The 13,601-nt window shown below is 40.0% G+C and carries 13 protein-coding genes and 1 other annotated feature; of the genes, 10 read left to right on the forward strand and 3 right to left on the reverse strand.

Annotation, left to right across the window (positions count from 1 at the left end):
- Positions 1-191 precede the first annotated feature (191 nt).
- The 3 genes from BAU15_RS11305 to thiI all read left to right on the forward strand — a co-directional run bounded on the left by BAU15_RS11305 (position 192) and on the right by thiI (position 4,502).
- Entirely contained in the window at positions 192-1,913 is a 1,722-nt protein-coding gene (locus BAU15_RS11305) for a septation ring formation regulator EzrA (protein WP_161842852.1), read from the forward strand.
- A 219-nt stretch (positions 1,914-2,132) separates the two neighbouring features.
- On the forward strand, positions 2,133-3,275 hold the full coding sequence (locus BAU15_RS11310; RefSeq protein ID WP_161842853.1) for a cysteine desulfurase family protein: 1,143 nt from the start codon (positions 2,133-2,135) through the stop codon (positions 3,273-3,275).
- A gap of 12 nt (positions 3,276-3,287) precedes the next feature.
- The gene (gene thiI, locus BAU15_RS11315; protein WP_161842854.1) at positions 3,288-4,502 is read left to right on the forward strand and encodes a tRNA uracil 4-sulfurtransferase ThiI; all 1,215 of its coding nucleotides are present in this window, start codon (positions 3,288-3,290) and stop codon (positions 4,500-4,502) included.
- A gap of 74 nt (positions 4,503-4,576) precedes the next feature.
- Here the strand turns inward: thiI and BAU15_RS11320 are convergent, their stop codons facing one another.
- Genes BAU15_RS11320 through BAU15_RS11330 form a run of 3 tightly spaced genes read right to left on the reverse strand, consistent with a single transcriptional unit; the run spans position 4,577 to position 5,651 of the window.
- Complete coding sequence (locus BAU15_RS11320; RefSeq protein WP_161842855.1) at positions 4,577-4,921, reverse strand: DUF1048 domain-containing protein; 345 nt, start codon at positions 4,919-4,921, stop codon at positions 4,577-4,579.
- Positions 4,922-4,927: 6 nt separating this feature from the next.
- Complete coding sequence (locus BAU15_RS11325; RefSeq protein WP_161842856.1) at positions 4,928-5,275, reverse strand: DUF1048 domain-containing protein; 348 nt, start codon at positions 5,273-5,275, stop codon at positions 4,928-4,930.
- 52 nt (positions 5,276-5,327) lie between these two features.
- Positions 5,328-5,651 carry a PadR family transcriptional regulator gene (locus BAU15_RS11330; RefSeq protein WP_161842953.1) on the reverse strand — a complete coding sequence of 108 codons (324 nt, stop codon included), beginning with the start codon at positions 5,649-5,651 and terminating at the stop codon, positions 5,328-5,330.
- A 166-nt stretch (positions 5,652-5,817) separates the two neighbouring features.
- On the opposite strand from BAU15_RS11330, the gene BAU15_RS15870 reads away from it, so the two are divergent.
- The 7 genes from BAU15_RS15870 (at position 5,818) to BAU15_RS11360 (ending at position 13,591) form a co-directional block, all read left to right on the forward strand.
- Positions 5,818-5,946 (forward strand): hypothetical protein, encoded by a 129-nt coding sequence (locus BAU15_RS15870; RefSeq protein ID WP_272927918.1) that lies wholly within the window; start codon positions 5,818-5,820, stop codon positions 5,944-5,946.
- 82 nt (positions 5,947-6,028) lie between these two features.
- Positions 6,029-6,676, forward strand: coding sequence for a redox-sensing transcriptional repressor Rex (locus tag BAU15_RS11335; protein ID WP_161842857.1), 648 nt, complete (start codon positions 6,029-6,031; stop codon positions 6,674-6,676).
- A 233-nt stretch (positions 6,677-6,909) separates the two neighbouring features.
- Positions 6,910-7,518 carry a CPBP family intramembrane glutamic endopeptidase gene (locus BAU15_RS11340; protein WP_161842858.1) on the forward strand — a complete coding sequence of 203 codons (609 nt, stop codon included), beginning with the start codon at positions 6,910-6,912 and terminating at the stop codon, positions 7,516-7,518.
- 117 nt (positions 7,519-7,635) lie between these two features.
- Positions 7,636-8,133 (forward strand): thiol peroxidase, encoded by a 498-nt coding sequence (gene tpx, locus BAU15_RS11345; protein WP_161842859.1) that lies wholly within the window; start codon positions 7,636-7,638, stop codon positions 8,131-8,133.
- A gap of 109 nt (positions 8,134-8,242) precedes the next feature.
- Positions 8,243-8,463 (forward strand) — a binding site (T-box leader).
- Between the two features lie 401 nt (positions 8,464-8,864).
- A complete protein-coding gene (locus BAU15_RS11350) occupies positions 8,865-11,510 on the forward strand; it encodes a valine--tRNA ligase (RefSeq protein WP_161842860.1) in 2,646 nt (881 codons plus the stop codon).
- 118 nt (positions 11,511-11,628) lie between these two features.
- A complete protein-coding gene (locus BAU15_RS11355; RefSeq protein ID WP_161842861.1) occupies positions 11,629-12,939 on the forward strand; it encodes a bifunctional folylpolyglutamate synthase/dihydrofolate synthase in 1,311 nt (436 codons plus the stop codon).
- Positions 12,932-13,591 (forward strand): HAD family hydrolase, encoded by a 660-nt coding sequence (locus BAU15_RS11360; protein WP_161842862.1) that lies wholly within the window; start codon positions 12,932-12,934, stop codon positions 13,589-13,591. The genes BAU15_RS11355 and BAU15_RS11360 overlap by 8 nt, the downstream gene beginning before the upstream one ends.
- Positions 13,592-13,601 lie beyond the last annotated feature (10 nt).

A 13,601-nucleotide genomic window follows, 5' to 3' on the forward strand; every position in this document is an offset into this window, starting at 1 on the left:
AGTCAAAAAAACAAAGAAAATTGTAAAGTTTTTGGTGTTAGATAGTGAATGCTTTTTTTGTTTATGATATAATCTAGCGTAGACGTCTTTTGTTTTGATAAGACTAGGAACCAGAAATTTTAGATAATTAGGTCGAATGGACAAGAGGTTCATTTACTTTAGAGGCATATAGGAAAATGGAGGAACCTTAAATGGGAAGTAATGTTATCATTGGAATCATCATTGCAATAATTATCGTGGCGGCGGTGTTATATTTAGTCGGCCATTTTATGAGAAAGAAAAACCAAGAGCGACTGGATTTGTTAGAGAAAAGGCGTGAAGATTTATTCGATTTACCAGTTGTCGAAGAAGTCGATGATGTGAAACGCATGCATTTAGTTGGCCAAAGTCAAAATACCTTCAGAGAATGGCGTCAGAAATGGACAGACATTTCCACCACTTCCTTTGCTGATTTAGAGACGAAAATTTTTGAAGTTGAGAACCTTAATGAGAACCTACATTTCCTTAAAGGGAAAAAAATGGTGATTGAAGCGGAAGAAACCATGGATGAGATGGAAACACAGGTTGCTGAGATTCGTGCGGGACTTCGTGAACTCCGTGAGAGTGAAGAACGTAATTCATTAGAAGTTCAAAAGGCGCTTGATGTATATGAAGAATTAAAGAATGGTCTTAAAGAAGACAGCAGTGTCTATGGTCCAGCTTATTCTGAATTACAAAAACAAATCAAAAATATCGAAATCGAATTTACTCAGTTCGTTACCTTGAATACTTCAGGTGATCCAATCGAAGCACGCGAAGTATTAGAACAAGCCGAACGTCATACGTATGAAGTGGATGATTTGATGAAACGAATTCCGCCATTGTATGAAGAGTTAAGTAAGACTTATCCAGATCAATTGAAAGAGATTGAAGATGGATACAAACGCATGATCGAACAATATTATGTTTTCCCTGAAACAAATTTTGCGGATGACATTAAACGAGCGAAAAAGCGTGTCGAAAATTCTATGAGCGATTTAGAGAAGGCAGAAGTCGAATCTGTTGAGGTTGCTAACATTGACACAGCGAATTCAATTGATGCTTTATACGATATTTTGGAACGAGAAATTGAAGCGAAAAAATATGTCGTTCAAAGTCAAAAAGTGATTCAAGATTATATTGATCATGCGACGAAAAATAATCGTCAACTTTTGATCGAATTGGATCATACTTCTCAAAGCTATACTTTAAACCATAATCAAGTAGGTCGTGCGCGTGGCTTCCAAACAGAAGTCGATGAGTTATCTCGCCGCAATAGCCAGATGGAACCACTATTAGCGAAGCATGAAGTTGCGTATTCTGATGTGCAACAATTCTACAAGAATGCCTTCAAGATATTAGATGATATTGAAGCGCAGCAAGTTGAGATTGATGAATCATTACGTGAATTGCGTAAAGGTGAAAAAGTCGCGCAAGAGAAAATCGAGAAGCTTGAATTTAGCTTACGTAATCTGAAACGATTTGTTGAAAAACAACGTTTACCGGGTCTGCCTGGAGATTATCTAGAATTCTTCTTTGTAGCAACGGATCGTTTAGAAGAATTATCACGTGCGCTTAACCGGATGCGTATCAACATGGAAGAGATTAATAAGTTAGTCAATCTATGTGAAGAAGATTTAGAGTTACTTGAAAAGAGAACCTATGACTTAGTGGATGCAGCTGCATTGACTGAGCAAATGATGCAATATGCGAATCGTTACCGTCACACACATCCAGAAATTAGACAAGCAATCGAAAAAACATTGGTCTTGTTTAGTAAAGAGTATCGCTACCAAGATGCTTTGGATGAGATTGGTACAGCGTTAGAACATGTAGAAAGCGGCGCTTTCAAGCGAATCGAAACCTTCTACTTTAATAATCAAGATTTAGCATAGTAAGAATGACAGAAGCTACTCTCCGTTTGGAAGGTAGCTTCTTCTTTTCTTAAAAAGTTCGTAAATAGCACCTGAAATGGGCAGTTTGAATGGCGGAGTCCATTGAATGAATAGCTGACGATAACAGATGTCTTCACGAATGGCCAAGGCCAGAACTTGAAAGCTTATAGGACAACAGGTATAATAGGAAAGAATTTCAAATAAGAGGAGTTTTTCGGTATGATATATTTTGATAATAGTGCAACAACAGCGATTGATCCTCAGGCATTAGATACATTTATGAAAACGAGTCAACGTATTCAAGGGAATCCATCTAGTCTGCATGACTTGGGAAATCAGGCGAATCGTTTATTACAGCAGGCACGCAAACAGATTGCTGATCAGTTGAGTGTCGCGACAGATGAAATATATTTTACCAGTGGCGGAACAGAAGGCGATAACTGGGTGCTTAAGGGCACGGCGATGGCTAAGCGAGAATTTGGTAATCATATCATTATCTCGGGGATTGAACATCCAGCAGTCAGTGAAACGGCTGAGCAACTGCGCCAATTAGGATTAGAAGTCAGTATCTTGCCCGTGGATGGCGAGGGCTTTGTCAAGGTGGCTGAGTTAGCTAGCTTGATTAAGAAAGAAACCATTTTGGTCTCAGTGATTGCCGTGAATAATGAGATTGGCTCAATTCAGCCGATTAAAGAAATTAGTCGCGTGCTAGCTGATTATCCGAAAGTTCATTTTCATGTGGATGCAGTGCAGGCAATTGCGAAAGTCCCTCAAGAAGAATGGCTGACTGAGCGTGTCGATTTTGCAACATTTTCTGCTCATAAATTTCACGGTCCACGAGGAGTAGGTTTTATTTATTGGAAAAAAGGCCGTAAATTAGCGCCGCTTTTGACAGGTGGTGGCCAAGAGAATAATCAACGGAGTAGTACGGAAAATCTTGCGGGGATCGTTTCGATGGCCAAAGCGTTACGGATTTCTTTTGCGAAAAAAGCGGAACGTCCGAATCACGTGGCATTGTTGAAGGAATACTTGATGGGTGCTTTAGATGAGTACGAAAAAGTGACATTATTTTCCAAGAAAGATGCCTTTGCGCCGCATATTATCTGTTTTGCGCTTAAAGGGATTCGTGGGGAAGTGTTGGTTCATGCGTTAGAAGAGAAGCAGATTTATATTTCGACGACGAGTGCTTGTTCGAGTCGTAAGAAACTGTCGAGTTCAACACTAGGTGCGATGCATGTGCCCAATGATTTGGCGACTTCAGCTGTCAGAGTAAGTCTGGATGAGAGTAACACAATGGCTGAGATTGAACAATTTTTAATCGTTTTTCATCAATTATATAAAAAGTTTTCGACAATTAATTAAGGAGCGTATCGCGTGAAATATACTGAAATTATGGTTCGCTATGGCGAGCTTTCAACTAAAGGGAAAAACCGTAAAACATTTATTATGCAGCTTGCTCAAAATACTCGACGTGCTTTAGCAGAGTTTCCTGCTATGCGGATTCATGCAGACAGAGACCGGATGCATTTAATTCTAAATGGGGAAGATAGTCAGCTGATTATCCCTAAGCTACAAAAAATATTTGGTATCCAAAACTTCTCACCTAGTGTGCGTGTGGAAAAAGATGTGACGGTTTTAAAAGAATCGGTCCAAGCGATTATGAAGGAAATCTATACAGGCAAAGAGACCTTTAAAATCAATGCTAAACGTAGTGACCATCAGTTTGAATTGGATAGTAATGAGCTGAATCAAGTCTTGGGAAATGCTGTTTTTGATGTCTTTCCAACTATTAAAGCGCAAATGAAGAAACCGGATATTCTACTGCGTGTGGAGATTAGACAAGATGGTGCTTATCTTTCCTATGAAACGATTAAAGGTGCGATGGGGTTACCTGTTGGAACGAGTGGCAAGGGGATGCTGATGCTCTCAGGTGGGATTGATTCACCAGTAGCTGGCTACTTAGCCATGAAACGCGGCGTAGAGATTGAAGCTGTCCATTTTGCAAGTCCACCTTACACGAGTGAACAAGCGCTGCAAAAAGCCAAAGATCTAACGGCTAAATTAGCGCCATATGTAGGCAGTATTCAATTTATTGAGGTGCCTTTCACAGAGATTCAAGAAGAGATTAAAAAATCTTTACCACAAGGATATTGGATGACTGTCACTCGTCGAATGATGTTGCGTTTAACAGATGCGATTCGTGAACAACGTAAAGGATTGGTCATTATTAATGGCGAGTCATTAGGCCAAGTTGCTTCACAAACATTGCACAGTATGGTGGCGATTAATGAAGTCACAGCGACACCGATTATTCGTCCAGTTGTTACGATGGATAAGTTGGAAATTATCGAATTAGCAGAAAAAATTGATACCTTCCAATTATCTGTACAACCATTCGAAGATTGCTGTACAATCTTTGCGCCACCACAACCGAAGACGCGTCCACGATTGGATAAGGTTGAAGAATACGAAGCACGTCTTGATATTGAAGGGATGATTGCCCGTTCGATGGCAGGCTTGAAGTTTTCTCAAATCGATGTGGCGACACCAAAAGAAGCGTTAGACGAAGAGTTTTCAGATTTGTTATAGCAAAAATAAAGGAAACGGGAACGGGATTGACCGCTTTCGTTTCCTTTTTTATTTGTTGTTTTTTTTACTTGTTATTATTTTTTGAGCCAATCACTCATTGACTGCTCCACTGCTTGATCGACTTGTTTTTGAATGGTTTCATCAAAGGTCTCGTGATCGCCTAAGAGTGCGTCAGCGAAAGCCGCGACATCTGGACCAGTCACGTCCAGTACATCTTTATCTTGTGAAGCACCTGACTCAAATAAGTCTAGTAGTTCAGTCAGTGGCTGAAAGTTATTGGTCAAATTGATGGGGTCAACTTTCATAAAATAGTCCTGGATTTCTTGATAGACGATGAGATACTCATTAGGTAAAGCGCGAGCTCTCTTCTGTAACGCCCGCCATTCTTTCTTTCCTTCGAAGGCTTCTTTAATTCCCATAGTTGTTCATCTCCCTAATTTTTTTGCGATATTTTTATTTAGTTGTTGGCGTAGCTTGTCCCGGTGACTGAGCGCCCCTTCAATAGTCGCAATTTCTGCGATAAATGCATCCAGTGGTTCGCCAACAACTTGGTTGACCTCGATTCCCTGTGCAGCACTTTCTTCATACAGACCAAGGATTCCTTCCAGCATTGGGTAAAGATTGCGACCAGTAAAATCGCTGTATTTCCATATTTTTTGGTTAATCAAAAGCCAAGAATCTTGATAGTCTTGCGGTAATTTTTCAATCCGTTTCTGAAATTCCGCTTGTTTTTTGTTCATGTCATTTCCTGTTACTTTATCGTAAAAGTTCATCATATATGCCTCCTAAAGTTTCTATCCATTTAGCAACAACAATTGAGGATGCTTAGTTTTCCTTGATTGAGCCTAGTTTGTCGACTAAAAAAGACCATTTTGTCCAAAAGTTTTCTAAGTAAGTCTCACCATCAGCGGTTAAGCGATAAAATTTTCTGGCAGGGCCTAACTCCGATTTTCGTTTCTCCACGGTTACTAAATTCTTCTTTTCTAAACGCAGAAGGACAGTATAAACGGTTCCTTCGACAATATCCTGAAAGCCAGCATGTATTAGGGTATTCGTAATCTCGTAGCCATACGTTTCGCCAGTATTCTTGATTACCTGTAACACGACACCTTCTAAAGCGCCTTTTAAGAGTTCAGTCATTCCTTTCAATACAACCATCCTTTCGAAATTTCCAATTAAGTTTTGTCTTGCTACATAATAATACTAAGTAGTGTAGATGTCAACTACTTTGTAAGACTAAGTAGTGAAAAATAGATTTGTGAAATATTCCTTCAAAAAATAGAAAGGAAGTCAATCGTATGAGGAGATTGTCGATTTGAGAGGACTGTTTAATAAGGGGATGCTCAATCTGATTAAATCAACGGTTATTGGTAAAATGATTCTTGCTACAGTGAGTAGCGAAGGCTTCAAACTAGAAATATATCGGCCTGTGAGGGCAAAATAAGTAAAAATTTCACAATCTATTGCGCTTACTTTCGTTACATGATAAAATTAATATGTGAATTTCGTAACAAAGGAGGGATAAGATGATAAATGAAACAAAGTGCAAAGAGCTACCTAAAGCGACAGCCAAACGATTACCGTTGTATTTACGCTATTTAAAAATTTTAGGTGCATCAGGTGTAACTAGAATAAAATCGAAAGAGTTTAGTGAAGTGACTCAAGTGGCGTCCGCAACCATTCGTCGTGATTTTTCTCATTTAGGCGAACTGGGTCGTAGTGGCTATGGTTATGATGTGCCTTATTTGATTGAAGTATTTAACAGTATTTTAAATACCCAAGAAGAAAAACGGATTGCCTTAGTTGGTTACGGAAATTTAGGTCGAGCTCTGGTAAATAATAATTTTAGAAGAAATGAAAACTTGAAAATTGTCTGCGTTTTTGATAACAATCCTGAACTGATTGGACAGACGTTTGATGGTTTTGAAATCCATTCGATGGACGAATTTGATACGATTAGTCAAGAAGAAGAAGTGACAGTGGCGATCACCACGGTGCCTAGCCAATATTCTCAAAGTGCTGTAGATGTGATTGTCGACAGTGGTATCACAGCTATTCTGAATTTTGCGCCGGACCGCGTGAGTGTACCAGAAGGTGTTCATGTTCAATATATTGATCTGACAACGGAGTTACAAACCTTGATTTATTTTGATGAAAATTTGGTCAAAAGTTAGATAGCTAGGTTTGATGGATAGAGTCAATTCATGCCGTCAGCATTTTGCTGTCCATATTTTATGAATAGTTAATGAATCACTCAGAATTTTTCCGCTTATTCGGAAAATTATGAGTGATTTTTCTATTTTTTAAGGAATGCGCAGAGTTCGCAGGCAGATTTAAGAAAGAGTTAAGAGTATCTCGTGCACTTAATTGCTATACTTGGATAAATACCTAGGAATGAGGGCTGTTTATGATTTTTGAGGAATTGATTAACGCTATACTGAACGTCGCAGTTTTTCTGGTGATTCCTTTTATTTGGTGGCTTCTCTTTCATCGGAAATCCAGTAATTTTTTCAGGTGGCTAGGGATTAAAAAGCCCTTAGTTGCGAATAAGAAACGTTTCATCCTGTTCTTTATCCTAGCTATTCTCTTTTTTACCATGATGTCTTTTGTCGTTGATTTATTTATTCCTAACACTGTCCAATTAGCTTCGCAACGTTTTGCAGGATTGAAAACAGAAGCCATCGTACCTGCTTTAATCTTTTCATTTATCAAAACAGGCTTTGCTGAAGAGCTGTTTTTTAGAGGATTTCTTGGTAAAGCTTTGAGCAGAAAATTTTCTTTTGTGATTGGAAATCTGATTCAAGCATTGATATTTGGCTATCTGCATGGGGCAATGTTGGTGTCGATTGTGGGAATTATTCCGGCTGTAGCTGTGTTCCTCTTTACGGCGACAATCGGCTGGCTCTGTGGTTACCTGAATGAACATTATGCTGAAGGATCGATTCTTCCTAGTTGGCTTTTTCATGGCACAGCCAACTTTATTGCGGCATTATTTGATATGTTCAATATTGGTTAGTTAAGTAAAAAATCACCTGACTAAAATGAGTATCTGGAGACAGCGATGTGTTTGTAAGCAGTTTTCTTTTAAGAATTTACGTTTTCAACTATACTCAAAGGGAAGGGACGTGATTTTGTGAAAATTACTAGAAAAGGGCAAACAATGGAGGTTCCAGGAATCCAGCCTGCGGTAGGAGAAAAAGCACCAGATTTCTCATTGGTGAACATAAAGAAACAAATTGTACATCTCTCTGATTTATTAGGGAAACCAGTCTTGATTAGTGTCGTACCAGATATTGATACGCGCGTGTGTTCGATTCAAACGAAACGTTTCAATCAAGAAGCAGCCAAAGAAGCTGGGATTCATTTTGTGACAATTTCCAACAATACTCGGGAAGAACAAGCCAATTGGTGTGCCGCTGAAGGCGTCGATATGTTAATGTTACACGACCCAGAATCAATTTTTGGGCAAGCCTATGGTTTATTTGTACCCGAAACAGGACGCTTTGTTCGTTCAATATTTGTAGTCGATGCTAAAGGCACGATTGCTTATGAAGAATTGGTGGAAGAACAAACCAACGAACCCGATTATGCCCAGGCCTTGGAAGCAGCCAAAGCTTTAGTCGAAGCGTAATTAAACAGAAAATATAAGTAGAAAACAGATTAATTCACAGTCGATTCAAAGTTAATTGTCAGTCGCGTAAAAGCTGAATTGACTTTGAAAATACTTCGTTGTAAAATGAATCAAGACGAAGAACAAGAGGAGTAACTAGCACTCATTTTTTTAGAGAGAAAATCAATCGCTGAAAGATTTTCAGATGAATCTAGTGAAAGTAGCTTGGGAGTCTTTGATTTGAACGAAAAAACAAGTAAAATCAAACGCATCGTGACCGTTAACTCACGCATGAGAGGCAGAATTTTTGTTCTGCAATTTAGGTGGTACCGCGTAAACTACGTCCTAAAATACGAAAGTATTTTAGGGCTTTTTTTGTCAGTTCCGCTAACTTAAGTACATTAGCGGAATGATATGCGTAGGGCAATAATTGTGAAATGGAACATTTCACTTCCGTACCTGCCCCTAGCTTGCCAGTTCCACTTACCAAGTATCATAGTAGCGGAATGGTAGGCGTAGGCCGATAAGGAAAATGGGACATTTTCATACATTACCTGGCCCTAGCTGTCAGTTCGATTTTATCGTGACTAACTAGCGGGACGAGATGTGTGGATCAACAAAGATTGTATGGCCAGCAGTTAGTTCAATTAGTATAGAGTCATCTACCAGAACCATCAGCACAGAGTAATAACTGAACTGAAATAGTTCATTTAAGTAAATAAGCACTACCGAAAATCAAAGGAGGATCATCAATGACTGAAGAAAATAACTTATCGACCAAGTATAATCCGCAGGCTGTCGAAGCGGGTCGTTATGAAAAATGGTTAGAACAGGATTTATTTAAACCGAATGGAGATAAAAAGGCTGAGCCTTATTCAATCGTGATTCCACCGCCAAATGTGACCGGGAAACTGCATTTAGGACATGCGTGGGATACGACGTTGCAAGATATGATTATTCGCCAAAAACGGATGCAAGGCTTTGACACGTTGTGGTTACCTGGTATGGACCATGCGGGGATTGCAACACAAGCAAAAGTTGAAGAAAAATTAAGAGAGCAAGGCATTTCTCGTTATGATTTAGGGCGTGAAAAATTTGTCGATCAAGTTTGGGAATGGAAAGAAGAATATGCGAGTCATATCCGTGAACAATGGGCAAAAATGGGCTTGTCGCTAGATTATAGCCGTGAACGTTTTACCTTGGATGATGGCTTATCTGAAGCGGTGCGCAAAGTTTTCGTTTCTTTATATGAAAAAGACTTAATCTATCGCGGCGAATATATCATTAACTGGGATCCAAAAGCCCGCACGGCGTTATCTGATATTGAAGTGATTCACAAGGACATCGAGGGTGCCTTTTACCATATGACGTATCCGTTAGCGGATGGTTCTGGCGTTTTAGAGATTGCGACAACTCGTCCAGAAACGATGCTTGGAGATACAGCGGTGGCGGTTCATCCTGAAGATGAGCGTTACCAAGCGCTGATTGGTAAAACAGTTATTTTACCATTAGTTGACAAAGAAATTCCGATTATTGCGGATGAATATGTCGATATGGAATTTGGAACTGGCGTTGTGAAAATTACACCGGCTCATGATCCAAATGACTTTGAGGTGGGTAACCGCCATGATCTTCCACGCGTGAATGTTATGACGGAAGACGGCACGATGAATGAGCTTGCTGGTAAATATGCTGGCTTAGATCGTTTTGAAGCACGTAAATTAGTGATTGCTGATTTGAAAGAAATCGGTCGTCTTGAAAAAATTGAAACCATGGTTCACAGCGTGGGTCATTCTGAGCGGACAGGGGTTGTAGTTGAACCACGTTTGTCTACCCAGTGGTTTGTGAAGATGGCACCGTTAGCCAAAGAAGCGATGGAAAATCAGGAAACCGACAATGCGGTAGAATTCTTCCCGCCGCGTTTTGATCAAACTTTCATTCGCTGGATGGATAATGTTCATGATTGGGTGATTTCTCGTCAATTATGGTGGGGTCATCAGATTCCTGCTTGGTACCACAATGAAACAGGTGAGATGTATGTCGGTATGGAAGCTCCTGCTGATGCTGAAAATTGGACACAGGATGTTGACGTATTGGATACTTGGTTCAGCTCAGCATTATGGCCATTTTCAACGATGGGTTGGCCGGATGAAAATAACGAAGACTTCAAACGTTATTTCCCAACTAGCACATTAGTTACCGGTTACGATATTATCTTCTTCTGGGTGAGCCGGATGATCTTCCAAAGTTTAGAATTTACGGGCGAACGTCCATTTAAGAATGTCTTAATGCATGGTTTAATTCGTGCGGAAGACGGTCGCAAGATGAGTAAATCTCTCGGTAATGGGATTGATCCGATGGAAGTGATCGAAAAATATGGCGCAGATGCGTTGCGTTGGTTCCTTTCAAATGGTTCAGCGCCAGGACAAGATATGCGTTTCAGCTATGAGCGAATGGATGCGTCATGGAATTTCATTAATAAAATTTGGAATGCGTCACGTTTTGTCTTGATGAATGTTGAAGGCATGACAGTCGAAGAGATTGATTTGACTGGTGAAAAAACGGTTGCTGACCGTTGGATTCTGACACGTTTGAATGAAACCGTTGAAAAAGTCACTGATCTATTTGATCGTTTCGAATTTGGTGAAGCTGGACGTCAATTGTATAACTTCATTTGGGATGACTTCTGTGACTGGTATATTGAGATGAGTAAAGAAGTTCTGTATGGTGAAAATGAAGCGTCTAAACAAACAACCCGCAGTATTTTAGTTTATACATTGGATCAAATTTTACGCTTATTACACCCAATTATGCCATTTGTAACCGAAGAAATTTGGGGCAAATTGCCGCATGAAGGGGAGTCATTAGTTGTAGCTGACTATCCAGTAGTTCATCCAGAGTTTGATGACAAACAAGCGGCGAACGGCATGGAAGTCTTGAAAGAATTGATTCGAGCAGTCCGCAATATTCGTTCAGAGGTTAATACACCGTTGTCTAAACCAATTACGTTATTGATTAAAACAACGGATACAGCGATTGATAAATTCTTAACAGCCAATACTAGCTACATCGAGCGCTTCTGTAACCCAGAAGAATTAGTGATCGATGCGGAATTGACGGCACCAGATTTGGCGATGTCAGCTGTCTTAACAGGGGCAGAAATCTATCTGCCATTAGCTGGTTTGATTAATATTGACGAAGAAATCGAACGTCTTGAAAAAGAATTGAAGAAATGGGACGGCGAAGTGAAACGTGTTCAAGGAAAACTTTCTAATGAACGCTTTGTAGCCAACGCGCCAGATGACGTGGTAGCAGCGGAGAAGGAAAAAGAGAAAGATTACTTGGAAAAACAAGCAGCCGTGAAAGATCGAATCCAAAGTTTACGTACCATTAGCTAAATGTAAGAGGAAGTCTTACTTAAGAACAACAAAGTTTGCGAATTATTAGCAGCTTTGTTGTTCTTTTTTGCATGCTTCATTTCAAAGTTTGCTATAATGGCAGAGAAGGAGTGATACGATGACTATTGAAGAAGCGATTGAATGGATTCACAGTCGTCTGCCGTTTGGCTCTCGACCTGGATTAGACCGCGTGAATGCCTTACTGGATCAGATTGATCACCCAGAGAAAAAAGTACCAACGATTCATATCGCAGGAACCAATGGGAAAGGCTCAACGGTGACAGATTTGCGTTGTCTACTTGAAGAGTTGGGGCTCAGAGTGGGGACGTTTACCTCACCATATATTGAACGATTTAATGAACGGATAGCGATTAATGGGGAACCAATTGTTGATGAGAAATTTATTCAGTATGCTGAGAAATATCAAAGCCTAGTTGAGGAACTTGATCAAACAGAAGCTGTTTCGGGGATTACTGAATTTGAAACATTAACGGCGATGGCCTTTGATTATTTTTTACAGGAAAAAGTCGATGTAGCCATTATTGAAGTTGGCTTAGGTGGACTGCTAGATAGTACCAATGTGGCTGTGCCAATGCTGACAGCGATCACGACGATTGGCTTAGATCACACGGATATTCTCGGGGATACAATTGAAGAGATTGCTTTTCAAAAAGCCGGAATTATTAAAGAAGGAATTCCGGTTGTGACGGGGAATATTGGCGAAGCGGCGTTGGCTGTTATTTTGGCGGAAGCTGAGAAGAAACAGGCATCCGTTCACCAGTTTGGTAAGGATTATCAAGTGGACTATTTGCATCCGGATGAACATTGGGGTGAGGTCTTTAATTTCTATAATGAGGCGGGGCGTCTGCAGAAGGTCAAGACGAGCTTACTAGGTCGCCATCAAGCAGAGAATGCGGGTGTCGCGATTGAGTTATTTTATCAATATTGTTTGCTGAACAATATCCCATTTCAACAAAAGGAAGTCGTGGCAGGACTGGGAAATGCACGCTGGCCAGGGCGTATGGAACGATTAAGTCAAGAGCCATTAGTTATTTTGGATGGCGCCCATAATGAACATGCCATGAAACGCTTGGTTCAAACAGTGAAAAAAGAATTTAAAGAATACGAAATCAATATTTTGTTTTCGGCTTTGACAACCAAAGATATTGAAGCAATGTTATCATTATTAAAAACGATTCCCAAGGCGCATATCTATTTAACCACTTTTGATTATCCAAAAGCGTTAGAATTAAAGAACTATTCGGGACTTGCCGATGAAAAAGTAACAATTGTTTCTATGTGGCAATTTGGCTTGGCGGAAATATTAGAAAAAATGGACAGTGAAAACTTGTTACTTGTGACAGGATCACTCTATTTTATTTCTGAAGTACGAGAATTTTTATTAACAATAGGGGGCAGCGATGACTAAGGTAAATGGAGTAATATTTGATATGGATGGCTTAATTTTTGAGACGGAGATGGTGTATTACGAAGCCTCGCAAAAGATAGCAGACGCATTAGGGATGCCGTTTAGTCTCGAAACATATACCCAATTTATTGGGATTTCGGATGCAGAATTGGAAGAAAGATATCATCAACATTTCGCTGATTTTGGGAAAGAGACAATCGAAAAATTTATTGCTGATTCATATAGCGAAACCTCGCGTTTGTTTAAGTCCGGTGCGGCTAAATTGAAACCAGGGGTGAGGGAGTTAATCGATTTTCTTGAAGAAAACAATATCCCGAGAGTGGTAGCTTCGAGTAACAATCGACCAACGATCGAACTGTTGTTAGAGCAGGTTGGCTTGCGAGACAAATTTACAGCGATTGTTTCAGCAGAAGATGTGACTCGCGCAAAACCAGATCCAGAGATTTTCTGTGTAGCCTGCGAGACATTGGGCACGAGAAAAGAAGAAACGCTGGTTTTAGAAGATTCGAGATATGGCGTTCTAGCGGCAGAGGCTGCGGGCATACCGGTCATTATGGTGCCTGATTTGGTGCCAGCGACAGCGGAACTGAATGAGAAAACAGTAGACATCGTGGATTCTTTGTTTGATGTTTTAGCTTATTTACAAAAATAAAAAATAGTCA

Source organism: Candidatus Enterococcus huntleyi, assembly GCF_009933175.1.
GTDB lineage: Bacteria > Bacillota > Bacilli > Lactobacillales > Enterococcaceae > Enterococcus_K > Enterococcus_K huntleyi.